The 19,056-nt window shown below is 39.9% G+C and carries 22 protein-coding genes; all 22 read left to right on the forward strand.

Going from position 1 to position 19,056, the window contains the following annotated elements:
• The first annotated feature begins 21 nt into the window (after positions 1-21).
• The 22 genes from ACQKEZ_RS13855 to ACQKEZ_RS13960 all read left to right on the forward strand — a co-directional run bounded on the left by ACQKEZ_RS13855 (position 22) and on the right by ACQKEZ_RS13960 (position 19,037).
• Positions 22-384 (forward strand): response regulator, encoded by a 363-nt coding sequence (locus ACQKEZ_RS13855; protein ID WP_427301641.1) that lies wholly within the window; start codon positions 22-24, stop codon positions 382-384.
• Between the two features lie 18 nt (positions 385-402).
• Positions 403-1,062 carry a flagella biosynthesis regulatory protein FliZ gene (fliZ, locus tag ACQKEZ_RS13860; RefSeq protein ID WP_427301642.1) on the forward strand — a complete coding sequence of 220 codons (660 nt, stop codon included), beginning with the start codon at positions 403-405 and terminating at the stop codon, positions 1,060-1,062.
• A complete protein-coding gene (gene fliP / locus ACQKEZ_RS13865; RefSeq protein WP_427301644.1) occupies positions 1,055-1,720 on the forward strand; it encodes a flagellar type III secretion system pore protein FliP in 666 nt (221 codons plus the stop codon). The genes fliZ and fliP overlap by 8 nt, the downstream gene beginning before the upstream one ends.
• A gap of 15 nt (positions 1,721-1,735) precedes the next feature.
• On the forward strand, positions 1,736-2,005 hold the full coding sequence (fliQ, locus tag ACQKEZ_RS13870; RefSeq protein WP_427301645.1) for a flagellar biosynthesis protein FliQ: 270 nt from the start codon (positions 1,736-1,738) through the stop codon (positions 2,003-2,005).
• Positions 2,006-2,011: 6 nt separating this feature from the next.
• Complete coding sequence (fliR, locus tag ACQKEZ_RS13875) at positions 2,012-2,791, forward strand: flagellar biosynthetic protein FliR (protein ID WP_427301646.1); 780 nt, start codon at positions 2,012-2,014, stop codon at positions 2,789-2,791.
• A 2-nt stretch (positions 2,792-2,793) separates the two neighbouring features.
• On the forward strand, positions 2,794-3,876 hold the full coding sequence (gene flhB / locus ACQKEZ_RS13880; RefSeq protein WP_427301966.1) for a flagellar biosynthesis protein FlhB: 1,083 nt from the start codon (positions 2,794-2,796) through the stop codon (positions 3,874-3,876).
• Between the two features lie 29 nt (positions 3,877-3,905).
• The gene (flhA, locus tag ACQKEZ_RS13885; RefSeq protein ID WP_427301648.1) at positions 3,906-5,939 is read left to right on the forward strand and encodes a flagellar biosynthesis protein FlhA; all 2,034 of its coding nucleotides are present in this window, start codon (positions 3,906-3,908) and stop codon (positions 5,937-5,939) included.
• A complete protein-coding gene (gene flhF / locus ACQKEZ_RS13890) occupies positions 5,939-7,048 on the forward strand; it encodes a flagellar biosynthesis protein FlhF (RefSeq protein WP_427301650.1) in 1,110 nt (369 codons plus the stop codon). The genes flhA and flhF overlap by 1 nt, the downstream gene beginning before the upstream one ends.
• The gene (locus ACQKEZ_RS13895; RefSeq protein ID WP_427301651.1) at positions 7,045-7,947 is read left to right on the forward strand and encodes a MinD/ParA family protein; all 903 of its coding nucleotides are present in this window, start codon (positions 7,045-7,047) and stop codon (positions 7,945-7,947) included. The genes flhF and ACQKEZ_RS13895 overlap by 4 nt, the downstream gene beginning before the upstream one ends.
• Complete coding sequence (locus ACQKEZ_RS13900; protein ID WP_427301653.1) at positions 7,947-9,020, forward strand: protein-glutamate methylesterase/protein-glutamine glutaminase; 1,074 nt, start codon at positions 7,947-7,949, stop codon at positions 9,018-9,020. The genes ACQKEZ_RS13895 and ACQKEZ_RS13900 overlap by 1 nt, the downstream gene beginning before the upstream one ends.
• A gap of 5 nt (positions 9,021-9,025) precedes the next feature.
• The gene (locus ACQKEZ_RS13905) at positions 9,026-11,053 is read left to right on the forward strand and encodes a chemotaxis protein CheW (protein WP_427301655.1); all 2,028 of its coding nucleotides are present in this window, start codon (positions 9,026-9,028) and stop codon (positions 11,051-11,053) included.
• Between the two features lie 24 nt (positions 11,054-11,077).
• Positions 11,078-11,545 (forward strand): chemotaxis protein CheW, encoded by a 468-nt coding sequence (locus ACQKEZ_RS13910; protein ID WP_427301657.1) that lies wholly within the window; start codon positions 11,078-11,080, stop codon positions 11,543-11,545.
• A 12-nt stretch (positions 11,546-11,557) separates the two neighbouring features.
• Positions 11,558-12,184, forward strand: a complete 627-nt coding sequence (locus tag ACQKEZ_RS13915; protein WP_427301659.1) for a chemotaxis protein CheC — start codon at positions 11,558-11,560, stop codon at positions 12,182-12,184.
• A complete protein-coding gene (locus ACQKEZ_RS13920; RefSeq protein ID WP_427301661.1) occupies positions 12,184-12,684 on the forward strand; it encodes a chemotaxis protein CheD in 501 nt (166 codons plus the stop codon). Before ACQKEZ_RS13915 ends, ACQKEZ_RS13920 begins: the two co-directional genes overlap by 1 nt.
• Positions 12,685-12,708: 24 nt before the next feature.
• Complete coding sequence (locus tag ACQKEZ_RS13925) at positions 12,709-13,476, forward strand: FliA/WhiG family RNA polymerase sigma factor (RefSeq protein ID WP_427301663.1); 768 nt, start codon at positions 12,709-12,711, stop codon at positions 13,474-13,476.
• 20 nt (positions 13,477-13,496) lie between these two features.
• A complete protein-coding gene (locus ACQKEZ_RS13930) occupies positions 13,497-14,042 on the forward strand; it encodes a Swarming motility protein SwrB (RefSeq protein ID WP_427301664.1) in 546 nt (181 codons plus the stop codon).
• A gap of 154 nt (positions 14,043-14,196) precedes the next feature.
• Positions 14,197-14,931 carry a 30S ribosomal protein S2 gene (rpsB, locus tag ACQKEZ_RS13935; RefSeq protein ID WP_427301666.1) on the forward strand — a complete coding sequence of 245 codons (735 nt, stop codon included), beginning with the start codon at positions 14,197-14,199 and terminating at the stop codon, positions 14,929-14,931.
• 89 nt (positions 14,932-15,020) lie between these two features.
• Complete coding sequence (gene tsf, locus ACQKEZ_RS13940; RefSeq protein ID WP_427301667.1) at positions 15,021-15,902, forward strand: translation elongation factor Ts; 882 nt, start codon at positions 15,021-15,023, stop codon at positions 15,900-15,902.
• Between the two features lie 134 nt (positions 15,903-16,036).
• Positions 16,037-16,759: a UMP kinase gene (gene pyrH, locus ACQKEZ_RS13945; RefSeq protein WP_427301669.1), complete on the forward strand. Its 723-nt coding sequence runs from the start codon at positions 16,037-16,039 to the stop codon at positions 16,757-16,759.
• A gap of 1 nt (position 16,760) precedes the next feature.
• Positions 16,761-17,318, forward strand: coding sequence for a ribosome recycling factor (gene frr, locus ACQKEZ_RS13950; protein WP_427301671.1), 558 nt, complete (start codon positions 16,761-16,763; stop codon positions 17,316-17,318).
• A 129-nt stretch (positions 17,319-17,447) separates the two neighbouring features.
• Complete coding sequence (locus ACQKEZ_RS13955) at positions 17,448-18,230, forward strand: isoprenyl transferase (protein WP_427301672.1); 783 nt, start codon at positions 17,448-17,450, stop codon at positions 18,228-18,230.
• 12 nt (positions 18,231-18,242) lie between these two features.
• Positions 18,243-19,037, forward strand: coding sequence for a phosphatidate cytidylyltransferase (locus ACQKEZ_RS13960; protein WP_427301674.1), 795 nt, complete (start codon positions 18,243-18,245; stop codon positions 19,035-19,037).
• Positions 19,038-19,056: the final 19 nt, after the last annotated feature.

The raw sequence follows: 19,056 nt of genomic DNA on the forward strand, positions 1-19,056 counted from the left end.
ATATAGGGAGAGAATACTTAAATGGCTATTAAGGTTTTAATCGTAGACGATGCAGCATTCATGAGAATGATGATCAAGGATATTCTTGTGAAAAACGGATTTGACGTAGTAGGAGAAGCTGAAAACGGCGCACAAGCTGTTGAAAAATTTAAAGAAACATCACCAGATCTTGTCACAATGGATATCACAATGCCTGAAATGGACGGGATTACAGCACTAAAAGAAATTAAACAAATTGATGCTTCTGCAAAAATCATTATGTGCTCTGCAATGGGACAACAGTCAATGGTTATTGATGCCATTCAGGCGGGGGCAAAAGACTTTATCGTAAAGCCGTTCCAAGCAGATCGTGTACTTGAAGCAATTAACAAAACGTTAGGCTAAAAAAGGGTGTAAGACTTGTTGAAAAAACGTTTGATATGTATAGCAATGATCAGTTTTATGCTTTTCTTTACAGCGCAGCCAACTTCACTTTTTGCTGAAAATAAAGATGCAGAAAGCGGTACAGTGAATGAATGGCTGAAAGATGAGAAAAAAAGCACAAAAGATACAGAAAAGAAAAGCACAGACAATCAAACGGATCCGGCAGAAGAAGTTCCCTCTTCTTCTGTCTCCATTATGGATTTTGTCAAGATGATCGGTGCATTGCTTTTTGTCATACTGTTGATTTACGGTTTAGTGAAGTTTGTTGGTAAGCAAAATCGACTGCTTAAACCATTTCGGTATGTTGAAAACATCGGAGGAACCTCTGTCGGTCAAAACCGTTCGGTTCAGCTTATTAAAGTGGGCAAAAGGGTGCTAGTTGTCGGTGTCGCTGATTCGATTCAACTTTTGAAGGAAATTGATGATGAACAGGAATGTGAAGCAATTGTATCGCAATACGAAGAGGCAATGGAAAGCAAATCAGACTTGCCGAAAATCGTTCAAAAATTCACTTCACAGGTGAAGGCGAATAGTAAAGCGACTACTTCTTCTTTTTCAGAAAACTTAAAAGCACAGCTAGCCGAATTGAAAAAGACCCAATCAGAAGTCAGAAAGAAAGGCCCGAAACAAAATGAATGAGTTTATTGATTTATTTAATTCCAGTGGTGCGGGGAATATTAGCACTTCTGTCCGTCTTCTTTTACTTTTGACCGTTTTTTCGGTTGCGCCAAGCATTTTAATTTTAATGACTTGTTTTACACGAATTGTGATTGTCCTGTCTTTCGTCAGAACATCACTTGCAACCAACTCGATGCCGCCAAACCAAGTGCTTGTTGGTCTTGCGTTGTTTCTCACTTTCTTTATCATGGCACCTACTTTTTCAGAGATTAATAAAGAAGCAATAACGCCATTGATGAATGATGATATCACATTAAATCAGGCGTATGAGAAAGCAGAAGTGCCAATTAAAGAGTTTATGAGTAAACATACGAGACAAAAAGATTTGGCGTTGTTTCTCAATTACGCAAAAATGGATACGCCAGAATCCATTCAAGATATTCCTTTAACCGCAATGGTTCCGGCATTTGCCATTTCAGAGTTGAAAACGGCATTTCAAATTGGATTTATGATATTTATTCCATTTTTAATCATCGATATGGTTGTTGCCAGTGTACTTATGTCGATGGGGATGATGATGCTTCCGCCGGTTATGATATCGCTCCCTTTTAAAATTTTGTTATTTGTATTAGTTGACGGATGGTATTTGATCGTTAAATCTTTGCTGCAAAGCTTTTAGAGTAGGTGCTTAAAAATGAGTTCAGAATTTGTTATTACCCTGGCTGAAAGGTCGGTATATGTTGTTTTGCTAATCAGTGGTCCGCTACTTGCGCTTGCATTAATTGTCGGATTGATTGTCAGTGTGTTTCAGGCTACTACCCAAATTCAAGAACAAACACTCGCGTTTATCCCGAAGATTGTTGCTGTCCTGATTGGACTTGTTGTATTTGGTCCATGGATGCTGTCTACGATCTTATCTTTTACGACAGAGTTGTTCTCGAATTTAGATCGTTTTGCAGGTTAATTAGGTATGTCCATCATTGAATTATTCCCTGCTTTTCTGCTTGTTTTCATTCGGATCACAGCCTTTTTCGTCACAGTCCCACTTCTGGCGCACCGAACAATACCTGCTATGCATCGGATTGGCTTTTCACTTTTTCTAGCATTGATTAGTTTAAGCACGATTAAAGACCCGCCGATGCTAGAGATAGATGGATTGTATATGATGCTGGCAATAAAGGAAGCAATGGTTGGGCTGTTACTTGGTTTAATCGCCTACATGATGGTTTCAGCAGTTCAAATTGCAGGGTCATTTATTGATTTTCAGATGGGGTTTGCCATTGCCAATGTTATTGATCCTCAAACAGGTGCTCAAACACCTCTTATGGGGCAGTTCTTTTATACGGTGACACTACTGTTAATGCTTGCGACAAATGCACATCATCTTCTGCTTGACGGCATTCATTACAGTTTTCAATACATTGCGCTCGATCAATACCAACTAAAGTTTGGCGAAGAATCATTTGCGTACTTTATCGCAAGAAGCTTTAACCAAATGTTTATCGTCGCCTTTCAAATCTCAGCACCCGTTGTTGCAAGTTTGTTCTTAGTTGATCTTGCGCTCGGAATCATTGCTCGAACAGTGCCACAGATGAACGTCTTTGTTGTTGGATTACCGATTAAAATGGGTGTGAGTTTTATTATGATCATTATTTGTATGGGGGTCATTTTTGGTGTTGTACAGAACACCTTTGAGACAATCATTATTACGATGAGGAATTTCTTAGCATTGGTCGGTGGTTCTCAGTGAGTATGAGACTCAGACTAGATTTGCAGTTCTTTGCCGGTGAAAAAACGGAAAAAGCAACGCCTAAAAAAAGACGGGATTCACGTAAAAAGGGACAAGTTGCAAAAAGCACCGACGTGAATACAGCCATCTCATTCTTATTAATCTTTTTATCATTCTTTTTTATTGGGCCTTTTATGAAAGAGCGAATTATTGCGCTCATTGAACGTTTTTATTCAACAACGATGTTGATGAATGTGAGCACGTCTAACATACATCAATTATTTCTCGAATTACTTCAGGAAACAGCATTTCTGCTCCTTCCAATTCTTGGAGTTGGTCTGCTAGCAGGTGTGATGAGTAACTATTTACAAGTTGGCTTTCTTTTTTCACCAGAAGTCATTAAACCAAAATTAGAAAAACTCGACCCAATTAAGGGGTTTAAGCGAATCTATAGCATTCGAGCACTCGTTGAACTGTTAAAATCTATTTTGAAAATTGGTTTAATTGGATTTGCGACATTTTTAGCGCTCTGGATGCACTTTGATGAAATCTTACGATTGCCACTCTTAACTGCTGAAGCAACGCTCCATTTTGTCGCAAAAATGACCTTGATTATGGGGCTGTATGCAGCCAGCGCATTACTTCTACTGGCAGGATTAGATTATATGTATCAGAAATTTGATTATGAAAAAAACTTACGGATGTCAAAACAAGACATTAAGGATGAGTATAAAAAATCAGAGGGTGACCCGCTCATCAAATCAAAAATTAAACAAAGGCAGCGGGAAATGGCGATGAGACGAATGATGCAGGAAGTACCGAAAGCAGATGTCATCATTACAAACCCAACGCATTATGCAATCGCGCTTAAATATGATGAGGAAAAAATGGATGCACCTTTTGTTGTGGCAAAAGGAATAGATATTCTCGCATTGAAAATTAGAAAAATTGCGAAAGAGCATGATGTCATGACAGTTGAAAATAGACCACTTGCTCGCGCGTTATATGATCAAGTCCAAATTGATCAAGCTGTTCCAGAAGAATATTTCAAAGCAATTGCTGAAATTTTGGCTTATGTATACAAAACGAAACAAAAGGTTTTGTGAATTTTTGGTTTTAAAAGGAGAGAACAGGCATGTCAGCAAGAGATTTATCTGTTTTATTCAGTGTTATTTTAATCGTGGCGATGCTGGTCATTCCGTTTCCGCCCGTTCTTTTAAGTATTTTAATCATTATTAATATTTCTCTTGCGCTTATCGTGCTTCTCACCACAATGAACATGCAAGAACCGCTTCAATTTTCAATCTTTCCATCTTTACTTCTATTACTGACGTTGTTTCGCTTAGCACTTAATATCTCTACAACACGTTCTATTTTATCAACTGGAGATGCAGGAAAGGTTGTTGAAACGTTCGGTTCATTTGTTGTTGGAGGAAATGTGCTCGTTGGACTTGTTGTGTTCTTCATTCTGATCGTCATTCAGTTTATCGTCATTACCAAAGGGGCTGAACGTGTTTCAGAGGTTGCGGCAAGGTTTACACTCGACGCAATGCCTGGTAAGCAAATGAGTATTGATGCTGATTTGAATGCGGGAATGCTAACGGAAAGTGAAGCGAGAACTCGACGTGAAAAAGTGTCGAGAGAGGCAGACTTTTACGGAGCGATGGATGGAGCGAGTAAATTCGTAAAAGGGGATGCCATTGCGGGAATTATTATTGTTATCATCAATATTATTTTCGGAATCATCATTGGGATGCTTCAGCAAGGCATGTCTATTCAAGAATCAGCATCACACTTCACACTTCTAACCGTAGGGGACGGAATTGTTTCGCAAATTCCGGCACTTCTTATTTCAACTGCGACAGGGATTGTCGTAACGAGAGCGGCATCGAATGGAAACCTTGGTTCTGACATTACCGAACAGCTCTTTGCATTTCCAATCATGCTTTATGTAACAGCAGGAACGATTTTTCTTCTTGGGTTGTTTACACCAATCGGTATACTTTTGACAGGGCCAATCGCAGGGCTACTCACACTTGGCGCTTACATGATGTCGAAAAACAAACAAGATCAGGAAGAGATTGAAGAGGTACTTGAGGAACAAGCAGAAGTGGAAGAGTTGAAGAGCCCTGAAAGTGTTATCCATCTTCTCCAAATGGATGCCATTGAATTTGAATTTGGCTATGGACTCATTCCACTAGCTGATGCCAATCAAGGCGGAGATCTATTAGACAGAATTGTCATGATCAGGCGACAGCTCGCTCTTGAACTTGGACTGGTCATTCCAGTTGTACGAATTAGGGACAATATAGCACTTAATCCGAACGAATACAGACTGAAAATAAAGGGGAATGAAGTAGCAAAAGGTGAGCTTTTGCTCGATCATTATTTGGCAATGTCCCCAACACCTGAAGATGACCCAATTGAGGGCATTGAGACAATAGAGCCATCCTTTGGTTTACCGGCAAAATGGATTTCAGAGTCGGAAAAAGATCAAGCTGAGATGCTTGGGTATACAGTTGTTGATCCAGCTTCTGTTGTCTCTACTCACATTACAGAGAAGATTAGGCAAAATACACATGAACTATTAGGAAGACAAGAAACGAAGCAGCTAATCGATCACTTAAAAGAAACGTATCCAGTCTTGGTGGATGAGGTGACGCCAAATCCACTAGCAGTCGGCGATATTCAAAAAGTGCTTGCGAAGCTTTTAAAAGAGAAAGTTTCTATTCGAAACCTTGTGACTATTTTCGAGACGTTGGCAGACTATGGAAAACTGACGACCGATACAGATTTATTAACAGAATACGTCAGACAAGCACTTGCCCGTCAAATTACTGCACAGTACGCGAGAGAAAACGAGTCGTTAAAAGTGGTCACTTGTTCAGGACGTGTTGAAAAAGTTATTGCTGACAGTGTGCAGCAAACAGAGCACGGCAATTACTTATCACTTGATCCTGAATCATCTGAGAGTGTCATTCAATCGGTGGCAAAAGAAATCGAACAGCTTTCTCTTCGTCAAGAGACGCCGATTCTTTTATGTTCACCTCCTATTAGAATGTACGTCAAGCAATTGTTAGAAAGATATTTCCCAGAACTGCCGGTATTATCTTATAACGAGCTAGAAGCCAATGTTGAAGTACAGAGCATCGGAGTGGTGGATATCTAATGAAAATGAAAAAAATCACAGCGAATTCCATGCAGGAGGCAACCGTTCAAATAAGACAGCAACTTGGAAAAGATGCCGTTATTTTAAATTCGAAAACGGTTGTGAAACGTAGATTATTTGGCTTAAAGAAACAGCAAATGGTTGAGGTAATTGCTGTGCTTGACCAGGATTTTGAGGAAAGAGCTAATGTCTCAAATAAACGCTCGGCTCTTACGCCAATTCTTCCTAAAAAAGAAAGCAACAAAGGACTTGAAGATAGGCAAGTACCAATCGTTCAAGAGAAGCTGAAAGTACAGACGACGCCGATTGAGTACAACCGAAATGAACGGCATGTAGGCATATTACCTGATTCGCTAAAAGAAGCCGATCAAAAGCTGAAAGATCAAGGACTCGATGATGCCATTAGAGATCTGTGTTTAAAAGGACTTTTAACGGCTGGTGCTGTAAAGGAAGAGCAAATTAAACGAGAGTTAGAACAGCTTCTTTCAAACATGTTGCCAATAGACACTTCGAATGAGCAGACAATCCGTTCAAAGCACGTCATTTTATTTGGTTCAACGGGAGCTGGAAAAACAACAACAATTGCAAAACTCGCTGCCAAAACAGCAATTGAGCATAAAAAGAAAATTGCATTTATCACAACTGATACGTATCGAATTGCGGCAATCGAGCAGCTGAAAACATATGCAGAGCTACTACAGGCACCACTTGAAGTCTGCTACTCAAGAGAGGATTTTCTTCAGGCGCAAAAGACGTTTGAGGATTATGATCATATTTTTATTGATACGGCAGGCCGCAATTTTAAAGAAGAAGCGTACATCAAAGAGCTGACAGACATCATCCCATTTGATAAAAGCATTCAGAGCTTCCTTGTGATGAGTGCAACATCAAAATATCAAGATATGAAAGCGATGGTGAAGAGATTTGAGAGAGTACCGATTGATCAATTCATCTTTACAAAAATTGATGAAACAGACACAATTGGCACTGTTTTTCAAATCATCGCAGAATCACAAATTGGCCTAGGTTTTATGACAAATGGTCAAAATGTACCTGAAGATATCATGGAAAGTACAGCTTTAGATTTAACCAGGATGGTATTGAGATGATGAAGCCAGACCAAGCGGAAGGTTTAAGAAGGTTAGTGAAGCAGAGCACTCAGATGACACCAACTCCTTTAGCTTCGAGTGGACAAGCAAAAACAATTGCCATTATGAGCGGAAAAGGCGGTGTCGGGAAATCAAATTTGACACTGAATATGGCATTAGCTATTGCGCAAACAGGTAAAAAAGTATTGATCATTGATCTCGATATCGGAATGGGAAACATTGATATTTTACTTGGAAAATCATCAGAGCATTCGATTCTTGATGTTCTGATGAGGAACAAACCATTTGCAAGTGCGATTACTAGAGGAGCTGACAACCTTTATTACATCTCAGGTGGAAGTGGGCTTGAGCAGATGTTTTCGCTTGATGCGAACAAATGGTCATTCTTTTTAGATGAGATGGCTAAAGTCGTTCGTGAGTTTGATTGCATTTTTTTCGATATGGGTGCAGGTCTTTCGAAAGATCAACTGCCTTTTGTATTATCGGCAGGAGAGGTCGTGGTTGTTACGACACCAGAACCCACATCTATCATGGATGCGTATAGTGCAATCAAACACCTTGCATTAAATCAGTTTGATCAGTCTGTAAAAATTATTGTCAATCGATGTACTGTTCCTTCAGAGGGAGCAGTTACCTATCGGAAATTGGCTAGTGTTGTATCGTCGTTTTTACACAAAAAAATTGTGTTTGCTGGTGCTGTGCCGGATGATGTGGCGGTTCCAAAAGCTGTAAGTGAGCAAATGCCATTTTATCTGAGTCAGCCTCACTCAAGGTTAAGTAAAACGGTAAAACTTCTGGCAGATACACTTTATCAGCAGCAGATAAGAGAGGCACGAAAAGAGCAGCATACGTTTATAGATAAGTTGTCCTCTTTTTTTAAAAGGAGAAAAGTAGAGTAATGATTAGAGTGCTTGTAGTAGATGATTCGGCATTTATGAGAAAGTTAATTAGTGACTTCCTAAATGCCGAGCAGGAGATTGAAGTAGTCGGAACGGCCAGAAATGGCGAAGATGCATTAAACCGGATTAAAGAACTGAATCCAGATGTTGTCACGCTTGATGTCGAAATGCCCGTTTTAAATGGAACCGAGGCACTAAAACAAATTCTGGCTGAACACGACCTTGCCGTCATCATGGTGTCAAGCCAGACAAAGCAAGGGAAGGATTTAACCATCCATTGCTTAGAACTCGGTGCTTTTGATTTTGTCACAAAACCATCGGGAAGTATTTCACTTGATTTACACAAAGTGAGAGGACAAATTGTAGAGCGTGTCCTTGCCGCTGGCATGTCAAGAACACGTCTTGAGAAAAAAATCGCACCACAGCCAGTGATGAAGGTGGCGAGTCCGAGTATACAGTCTCGACCACAAGAGATGTTTAAGGTGCCACTCCGAAAGATTATTTCAATCGGAACTTCTACAGGAGGGCCGAGGGCATTGCAAAGAGTTGTCACAAAGCTTCCAAAAAACATAGCGGCGCCCATTTTGATTGTTCAGCATATGCCAGCTGGTTTTACTGCATCTCTTGCCACAAGACTGGACCATTTATCTCAAATTACCATTAAAGAAGCGGTAGATGGAGAAACCGCCAAAAACGGGGTGGCATATATTGCGCCTGGTGGAAAGAATATGTCACTTCATGATCATGGTTCAGCTTTAACGATTAAGCTGTCAACAGAAGATACGTCTAGTCGACACAAACCTTCTGTTAACTATTTATTTGAATCAATTAGTGAAATAAAAGGTTATCAAAAAATTGCTGTCATTATGACTGGTATGGGAAACGATGGCACTGAAGGTGTCAAACAAATGCTTGCGAGCGGACATACAAAAGTTATCGCAGAAAATGAAGAATCATGTGTCGTTTTTGGAATGCCTAAATCGGTCATAAAAGCAGGCCTTGCCCATGAAACAAGGCACGTAGATGACATTGCACATGCAATAATTAGCTCCATGAATAAAGAGAGGGCGTGAACACGTTGGATGTAAACCAATACTTAGATATCTTTTTAGATGAAAGCAGAGAAAATTTACAAAGTTGTAATGAAAAGCTTCTTGAATTAGAAAAGAACCCGACTGATTTGCAGCTAGTTCATGATATTTTTAGAGCAGCTCATACACTAAAAGGAATGAGCGCAACAATGGGCTTTGATGACATGGCACATTTAACGCATCACCTAGAAAATATGTTTGATGCCATTCGAAATGAGCAAATGGTTGTAACTCCTGAATCAATGGATATCATGTTCGAAGCGCTTGATCATCTTGAAGCCATGGTACAATCGATCGCTGAAGGTGGAGACGGTAAGCGTGATGTTTCTGAGATTAGTAAAAAACTAGATGTTACGGGTAGTCAACAAGAGGTGGCTCCAGCGATAGAAGCAGCAGGGGCAGAAAAAATAAAAAGTGATATAGACTATAATGAATTTGAAAGAACAGTCCTTGATGAGGCAAGAGAACAAGGCTTCAAATGCTATGAACTGATTGTGACATTAAGTAAAGAATGCTTACTAAAAGCTGTTCGTGTTTACATGATTTTTGAGCGTTTAAATGACGTGGGAGAGGTCGTCAAAACCGTTCCGAACTCAGAGCTTTTAGAATCAGAAGATTTTGAATCTGAATTCAGCATCTCTTATTTATCAAAACAATCAATAGAAGAAGTTGAAAAAATTGTCACGACCATCTCTGAAGTTGAAAAAGTAAAGGTTTCTGAAGTGCCAAGCTTTAAAGGAGCAGCGGCAGCTACAAATAAATCGCCAAAGTCTGAAGAGAAAAAAGCAGACGCACCAGTCCCTGTGAAAAAGGCAGAAACAAATAGTGATGCACCGAAATCTGGTGGTAATGGAGCGGCAGCCAATGCTACAAAAACAATTCGTGTAAACATTGATAGACTCGACTCATTAATGAACTTGTTTGAAGAATTAGTGATTGATAGAGGGCGTTTAGAACAGATTGCTAAAGAGCTAGAGAACAACGAATTAACAGATACAGTAGAAAGAATGACGCGTATCTCTGGTGATCTACAATCAATTATTTTGAACATGCGAATGGTACCAGTTGAAACAGTGTTTAACCGATTCCCACGGATGATTCGCCAGCTCACAAAAGAACTCAATAAAAAAATCGAGCTAATTATTGAAGGTGCTGAAACAGAACTCGATCGAACAGTCATTGATGAAATTGGCGATCCGCTTCTTCATCTATTAAGAAACAGCTTAGATCATGGCATTGAATCGCCAGAAGAACGTGTGAAAAAAGGCAAGCCAGAGAAGGGAACCGTCCTTTTAAAGGCATACCACAGTGGAAACCATGTCTTCATTGAAGTAGAAGATGATGGTGGGGGGATCAACCGTAAAAAAGTTCTTGAAAAAGCACTTGAGCGCGGTGTTATTACCGAAAAAGAAGCTGAAACGCTTGAAGATCATCAAATTGATTCACTCATACTTGCAGCAGGCTTCTCAACGGCAGATACAATTTCTGATATTTCAGGTCGTGGTGTAGGACTAGACGTTGTGAAAAACAAACTAGAGTCTCTTGGCGGCTCTGTGAGCATTAGCTCAACAGAAGGGCAAGGATCACTCTTTTCTATCCAGCTTCCACTGACACTGTCGATCATTTCTGTGTTGCTTGTGAAGCTTGAAGAAGAAACATATGCCATTCCGATTTCTTCTATTATTGAAACGGCTGTTATCAAGAAACGTGATATTTTACAAACCCATGATCGTGAAGTCATTGATTTCCGAGGATTCATCGTACCTGTTGTGTACTTGAAAAAGCAATTCCAAGTACCAAATGCAAATGAACTAGAAGATGAATTACACATCATTGTCGTCCGAAAAGGAGACAAGCTGACTGCTTTTGTTGTTGATTCATTTATTGGTCAGCAGGAGGTCGTGCTTAAATCACTAGGTGACTATTTAACAAACGTATTTGCTATATCAGGAGCAACAATCTTAGGTGACGGTCAGGTTGCACTCATCGTTGACTGTAACGCACTGATTAAGTAAAAAACAATAGAGGAGCGGTCTGAAATGAGTACAGATATCAAAACTGGCGAAAAGATGATTGTGTTTGTCGTAAACAAAAAAGAATACGCCATTTCAGTATCAGAAGTGAAGTCCATTGAAAAATGGCAACAACCAACTAGGGTTCCAGGGGTTGTACCATATATTTGCGGTGTGATTAATTTGCGAGGAGTCGTGACACCAGTCATTGATTTGAGAGTACGTCTCGGATCAAACGATCAGGACATCACAGAAGAAACAAGAATGATCATTGTGTCTGTCGGTGATATTGAAGTAGGTTGGATCGTGGATGAAGCAAATGATGTAATTACAGTTCATCAAGAAGAAGTAGAAGCTGCTCCAGACTCAACTGAAAAAGACGGTCTATCATGGGTTACAGGCATCATTAAACATGACCAGCGTCTTTTTAATATCATTCATGCTGGTGCAGTTCTTGACAAAAACAGCCAAACTTCAGATGCAACTGTTCATTAAGGGGGATGTCACATGAGCATTTTCAGCGAAATAAAAGATGAACAGCTTGATGTGTTAAGAGAGGTTGGAAACATCGGGGCAGGCCATGCGGCTTCTGCTCTTGCCAATCTGCTAAATCGGAAAATTGACATGACAGTACCATTTGTTAAAGTGCTTTCGTTTGAAGATATAATGGAGTTTTTCGGTGGTGCAGACTTACCTGTTGCGAGTATTTTCCTACGCATGGAAGGTGATTTGACGGGCTCAATTTTCTTCATTATGCCTTTTGAGCAAGCAGAGCAACTTGTCAGAGAGCTAGTACAAGATCCAACGTTTGATATTGATACAATTCATGAACATCTGTTAGGCACTTCTGCTTTACATGAACTAGGAAATATTTTAGCCGGTTCCTATTTATCAGCGCTCGCTGATTTAACAAAGTTGAAGTTATACCCAAGTGTTCCTGATGTCACACTCGATATGTTTGGTGCAGTCATTAGTGAAGGCTTAATGCAGCTCAGTCCATTAGGAGATCAAGCAATCGTGGTCGATACATCCATCTTTGATGATCAAAACAAACAAGAGCTAAAAGGTAACATGTTTCTTTTGCCAGACTTTGAATCGTTTGAAAAGCTATTCAAAGCATTAGGTAACCTGTGATGAACGTGCAGTCACCTACTGTTGTTAAAGTTGGTATCGCTGATGTTCAACTGGTGAAAACACCAGATAAAATTCGCACATCTGGACTTGGCTCGTGTGTTGGACTTGTGTTATTTGATAAAGAGAAAAAAATTGCTGGTCTTGTCCATGTTATGCTACCAGATTCATCGCTTGCAAAAGGTGCGGTTGAGAATTATGCGAAGTATGCAGATACAGGCGTGAAGTATACGATTGACCTGCTGCTAAAAGAAGGAGCAAGAAAACATGCGCTAAAGGCAAAAATGGCTGGAGGCGCAGAGATGTTTAAGTTTAAATCAAGCAACGACCTTATGAGAATTGGACCAAGAAATGTATCAGCAGTAAAAGAACATCTGTCTCTTTATAATATCCCGATTATCAGTGAGGATACGGGCGGGAGTAGCGGACGAACGATCGAGTTTGATCCGCTAACAACTGAATTAGAGATCCGCACTGTAAAACAAGGCATTATCAAGATATAACTAAGGAAGTATAGGGGGAGAAAGATGCAATCCTTAAATTACGAAGATCAGGCGCTATGGGCTAGATGGAAAGAGTGGAAGGACCCAGTTGCTGGAGATGATTTAATGCGCCGTTACATGCCGCTCGTCACATATCATGTCGGAAGAATTTCCATCGGTCTTCCGAAGTCAGTGCATAAAGAAGACTTAATTAGTCTTGGGATGCTCGGTTTGTATGATGCCCTTGAAAAGTTTGATCCTGGCAGAGACCTGAAGTTTGATACGTATGCATCCTTTAGGATTCGCGGGGCCATCATCGACGGTCTTCGTAAAGAGGACTGGCTGCCTCGCACATCAAGAGAGAAAACAAAAAAAGTAGAAGCTGCGGTTGAAAAACTTGAACAACGCTATTTACGCAATGTGACACCGACAGAAGTGGCTGAAGAACTGGGAATGAGTGAAAAAGATGTAGTCACGACAATAAATGAAGGCTTTTTTGCCAATCTACTTTCCATCGATGAGAAACTACATGATCAAGAGGATGGCGAAAATGTCCAAGTCATGATACGTGATGAGAAAACGGTGACACCAGAGGAAAAAATGTTGAAGGATGAATTAATTGAGCAGCTCGCTGAAAAAATAACAGAGCTGTCTGAAAAAGAAAAGCTGGTCATCAGTTTGTTTTACAAAGAAGAATTAACATTAACTGAGATCGGACAAGTCTTGAGTTTATCTACATCCCGCATTTCTCAAATTCATTCTAAAGCGCTGTTCAAGTTAAAGCACTTGCTTGATAAAGCCATTCAATCCTAAAAAGTGAGTGAGTGAAGAATATGTTATGGCTGATTAGCTTTACGCTGCATGCAGTGTTAATTTATTTTGTCATCATTTTATATACTAGAATGAACACGCTCAAGGCTACTGAGCAAAAACAACGAGAGCTTTTAGAAGAAACGGAAAATACACTGGCCGCATTTTTGATAGAAGTGAAAGAAGAGAATGACAAACTGTCAAAATCTGTGGCCTCTTCCCCTGATTCTTTAGTTGAAGAAGACCAAGTTCCTCTTCCTCAGAAAGCAAAACATCCACAACCACAAACTGAATCCCAACAGTCGGACGAAAGTGAAGATCCAGTTCCTGACCATCTTTCAGCTCTCTTAAGTGAAGTTGAAGTGCAGGAAGAAACAGTGAATCATACAGTCCAAAAAGCAGATGTTGAAGCAAATGAGCAACCTTCAGAAAAAGTAGAAGACGATGCATTTCACAATCAAGTGAGATCACTGTATGAAAGCGGTCTGTCGATAGAGGAAATAGCAAGAGAATTAAAGACTGGTAAGACAGAAATCGAGCTTTTATTAAAATTTAGCGGAAAGCTGTAAAGGATTCTTGATTGTCAGTTCATCATGTGTTATATTATTTCTTGGTGTTAAATACACACGCTCAATGATTCGTGTGAAGGTGCTGCCTTGGCGTAGTTCTACATGAATATGACTTGAGCGGAGGAAAAAAACCATTATATTAGGAGGAAATACAATGTCAGTTATTTCTATGAAACAATTGCTAGAAGCTGGTGTTCACTTCGGTCACCAAACACGCCGTTGGAACCCAAAAATGAAGCGTTACATCTTTACAGAACGTAACGGTATCTACATCATCGACCTTCAAAAAACGGTGAAGAAAGTAGAAGAAGCTTACAACTTCACAAAAAACCTTGCAGCTGACGGAGGAAACATTCTTTTCGTTGGTACTAAGAAACAAGCACAAGATTCAGTGAAAGAAGAAGCAATCCGTTCTGGAATGTATTATGTCAACCAACGTTGGTTGGGTGGAACTTTAACAAACTTTGAAACAATCCAAAAACGTATCAAGCGTTTGAAAGATATCGAAAAAATGCAAGAAAACGGCACATTCGAGGTTCTTCCTAAGAAAGAAGTCGTTCAATTGAAAAAAGAATTAGAGCGTCTTGAGAAATTCTTGGGCGGAATTAAAGACATGAAAGGTCTTCCAGATGCACTTTTCATTATTGACCCTCGTAAAGAGCGTATTGCGGTTGCAGAAGCTCGTAAATTAAACATCCCAATCATCGGTATCGTTGATACAAACTGTGATCCAGATGAAATTGATGTAGTGATCCCTGCAAACGATGATGCAATCCGTGCTGTAAAACTTCTTACAGCAAAAATGGCAGATGCAATTCTTGAGTCTAAACAAGGCGAAGAAGAAGCTGTTGTAGAAGAAACGACAGAGACTGAAACAACAACTGCTTAACCTATTCAAAAGGTGATAAGAGGGAAATGCCTTTTATCACCTTTTTTTCACCTAGTAATCCGTGTTTGATATAGAAGGAGGAAATGAAAATGGCAATTACTGCTCAATTAGTAAAAGAATTGCGCCAAAAAACTGGTGCAGGTATGATGGATTGTAAAAAGGCGTTAACTGAAACTGATGGTGACATCGAAAAAGCAATCGACCTTCTAAGAGAAAAAGGCATTGCAAAAGCTGCGAAAAAAGCAGACCGTATTGCTGCCGAAGGTTTAACAATCATTAAAACTGATGGCAACACAGGTGTCATTCTTGAAGTGAACTCTGAAACAGACTTCGTTGCAAAAAATGAAGGATTCAAAACGCTTCTTAATGATCTAGCTGATCACTTGCTTGCTGCAAAGCCTGCTACAGTTGAAGAAGCACTTGCTTCTAAAATGGAGAATGGTTCAACAGTTGAAGAGTACATTACTTCTGCGATTGCAAAAATCGGAGAAAAAATCACGCTTCGCCGTTTCTCTATTCTAACAAAAGAAGATAACGCTGCATTCGGTGCCTACCTACATATGGGCGGACGCATCGGTGTATTAACTGTTCTTAATGGAACAACTGATGAAGAGCTTGCAAGAGACATCGCAATGCATGTTGCAGCTGTCAACCCTAAATACATCTCTCGCGACCAAGTTTCTGAAGAAGAAGCAAATCGTGAGCGTGAAGTATTGACACAACAAGCACTTCAAGAAGGCAAGCCTGAAAACATTGTAGCAAAAATGGTAGAAGGTCGCTTAAACAAATTCTTCGAAGAAATTTGCTTACTTGATCAAGCGTTTGTTAAAAACCCAGATGAAAAAGTGAAAAAAGTACTTAGCGCGAAAAACGCAACAGTTCAAAATTCTGTTCGCTATGAAGTGGGAGAAGGCATTGAAAAACGCCAAGAAAACTTCGCTGAAGAAGTAATGAACCAAGTGAAAAAATAATGTTTGAAAAGCTCTCCGGGGCTTTTTTAGGGAGCACAAGTACTGTGTTCCCTATTTTTTAGAGGATATTGATTTACAAACGACAGTTTCTTTTGCATAATAAGAGGCGGCATAGTTTACACTTGGAGGTTATCATGAGCAAACCGAAATATAAACGCATTGTACTGAAGCTAAGCGGCGAAGCACTAGCTGGTGATGCAGGTAATGGAATTAACCCTACTGTCATTCATTCAATCGCAAAACAAGTGAAAGAAATTGCAGAACTTGACGTCGAAGTGGCCGTTGTTGTTGGTGGAGGAAATTTATGGCGCGGCAAAACGGGCAGTGATTTAGGAATGGACCGAGCAACCGCTGATTATATGGGGATGCTTGCGACAGTCATGAACTCACTCGCTCTACAAGACAGTCTTGAAACACTTGGCATACAATCTAGAGTGCAGACCTCTATTGAAATGAGACAAGTTGCAGAACCTTACATAAGAAGAAAAGCCATTCGTCATCTTGAGAAAAAGCGTGTGGTCATTTTTGCAGCAGGTACTGGGAATCCATACTTCTCAACAGACACAACTGCTGCATTACGTGCAGCAGAAATCGAAGCAGATGTCATCCTCATGGCGAAAAATAATGTGGATGGTGTCTACAGTGCCGATCCTCGTATAGATGATAATGCAGTAAAATATGATAAGCTTTCATACCTTGATGTATTAAAAGAAGGGCTTGCTGTAATGGATTCTACTGCATCTTCATTATGTATGGATAATGATATTCCGCTAATCGTATTCTCGATTATGGAAGAAGGAAACATCAAACGTGCTGTTAATGGCGAATCTATCGGAACGATTGTGAGGGGGAAATAACGTGTCAAAAGAAGTCTTAAACCAAACAAAAGATAAAATGGAAAAAGCGGTTGCTGCTTACGGGCGTGAGTTAGCAACAGTTCGTGCTGGAAGAGCTAATGCTTCTTTACTAGACAAGGTGACAGTTGAATATTATGGTGCTCAAACACCACTTAATCAAATCGCATCTATTACAGTGCCAGAAGCGCGTATGCTCATCATCACACCATACGATAAAACAGCGATTGGTGACATTGAGAAGGCGATTCAAAAATCAGACCTTGGTATTACACCTACAAGTGATGGGAATATCATCCGTATTGCCATTCCTGCTTTAACAGAGGAAAGACGTAAAGAGCTTGTAAAAGTGATCAAAAAGTACTCTGAAGAAGCGAAGGTTGCAGTTCGTAACGTTCGTCGAGATGCTAACGATGATTTGAAAAAGCTTGAGAAAAATGGCGACATTACTGAAGATGAACTAAGATCATCTTCTGATGACGTGCAAAAATTGACAGATGAATATGTGTCTAAAATTGACGACGTGACGAAGAACAAAGAAAAAGAAATCATGGAAGTTTAAGAAAAAACTATGTACAATAGATAATAGTGAAAAGACCCTCTTCATGTTTACAGGGGGTTTTTTTGTTAATACTGTTGGTGACTATATTATTAGCGGGAACGCAACCTTTTTGGGTGATGGAGGAATCTCATGCTCAATATACTCAAAAATTGGAAGAATCAGCAAACAGCAGCTTCCAACTTAGACAGCCTGACAAAAGAAGATATACAAAATGGAGAAATTCCTGGACATATCGCCATTATTATGGATGGGAATGGAAGATGGGCAAAAAAACGTGCTCTTCCTCGGGTAGCGGGACATCATGAAGGTATGAAAGTCGTCAAGCGCATGACAAAGCTTGCAAATCAGCTCAATGTCAAAGTGCTGACTTTGTATGCTTTCTCAACTGAAAATTGGAAGAGACCAAAGCTTGAGGTAGACTTCTTAATGAAGTTACCAGAAGAATTTTTAAACATCTACTTGCCTGAACTCATCGAGGAAAATGTCCGCGTACGTTTAACAGGTGATTCAGAAGGTCTTCCGCTACATACAAAAAGAGCGGTGGAGCATGCAGTAAAGAGTACTGAGAACAATGACGGACTTGTGCTGAACTTCGCACTCAATTACGGAGGACGGACAGAAATTGTGGCAGCTTGCAAGCAAATTTCTGAAAAAGTCAAAGATGGCAAGATAAAGGCAGAGGACATCACAGAAGAGATGTTTTCAGCTTACTTAATGACAGAATCTCTTCAAGATCCGGATTTGCTCATACGTACGAGTGGAGAAATCAGATTGAGCAACTTTATGCTTTGGCAAATTGCGTACAGCGAGTTTGTGTTTACGGATGTGCTTTGGCCTGACTTTTCTGAGAAGCACCTAATAGGCGCTATCGGAGAGTACCAGCGTCGCGGCCGGAGGTTCGGTGGAATTTAGAGGGTGGTGCAGATGAAACAAAGAATTTTGACAGGTGTGTTGGCAGCTGCTGTATTTTTACTCGCAGTCATCTACGGACAAATGCCATTTACACTTTTGATCTATTTAATGGGAAGTGTCGCTCTCTTTGAGCTACTGAGGATGAAAAAGATTTCAATTTTCAGTTTTCCTGGCATAGTTAGTTTAGTATTACTTTGGCTTTTAATGGGTGGGGAAAATAGCTTTTTCACTCATGTGGACGCATCTAAAATGCAAATAGCTTTATTTGCAGTGTTAATTCTATTAACATATACGGTGCTAACCAAAAACTCTTTCACATTTGATGAAGTTGCATTTGTCATATTAGCAACATTATACATCGGCGTAAGCTTTTATTATTTTATTCAAATTAGAGGCTTGTATGGCATGAGTGCGATATTTTTCGCTGCGGTGCTTATTTGGTCCACCGATTCTGGTGCCTATTTCATAGGAAAGTCAATGGGGAAACGCAAGTTATGGCCAGAAATTAGCCCTAATAAAACAGTAGAAGGCTTTATTGGCGGTATTGTCATTGCGGTCGTGTTGTCACTTGTTTTTCAGGCGGTAACCGGATTTTTGCCATCATATCTGCTTGTTATGTTTATTACACTGCTGCTAAGTATATTTGGACAACTTGGAGATCTTGTGGAATCCGCTTTAAAGCGCCATTATCAGGTGAAGGACTCTGGACATATCCTACCTGGACATGGTGGAATTTTGGACAGGTTTGACAGCTTTTTATTCGTTCTGCCGTTTTTATATTTACTGCTGGCAACCTTCGCTAGCTAAACAATAGAAAACAAACAGG

Origin of the sequence: Bacillus sp. NPDC077027 (assembly GCF_050269555.1) — a bacterium.
GTDB lineage: Bacteria > Bacillota > Bacilli > Bacillales > Bacillaceae > Bacillus.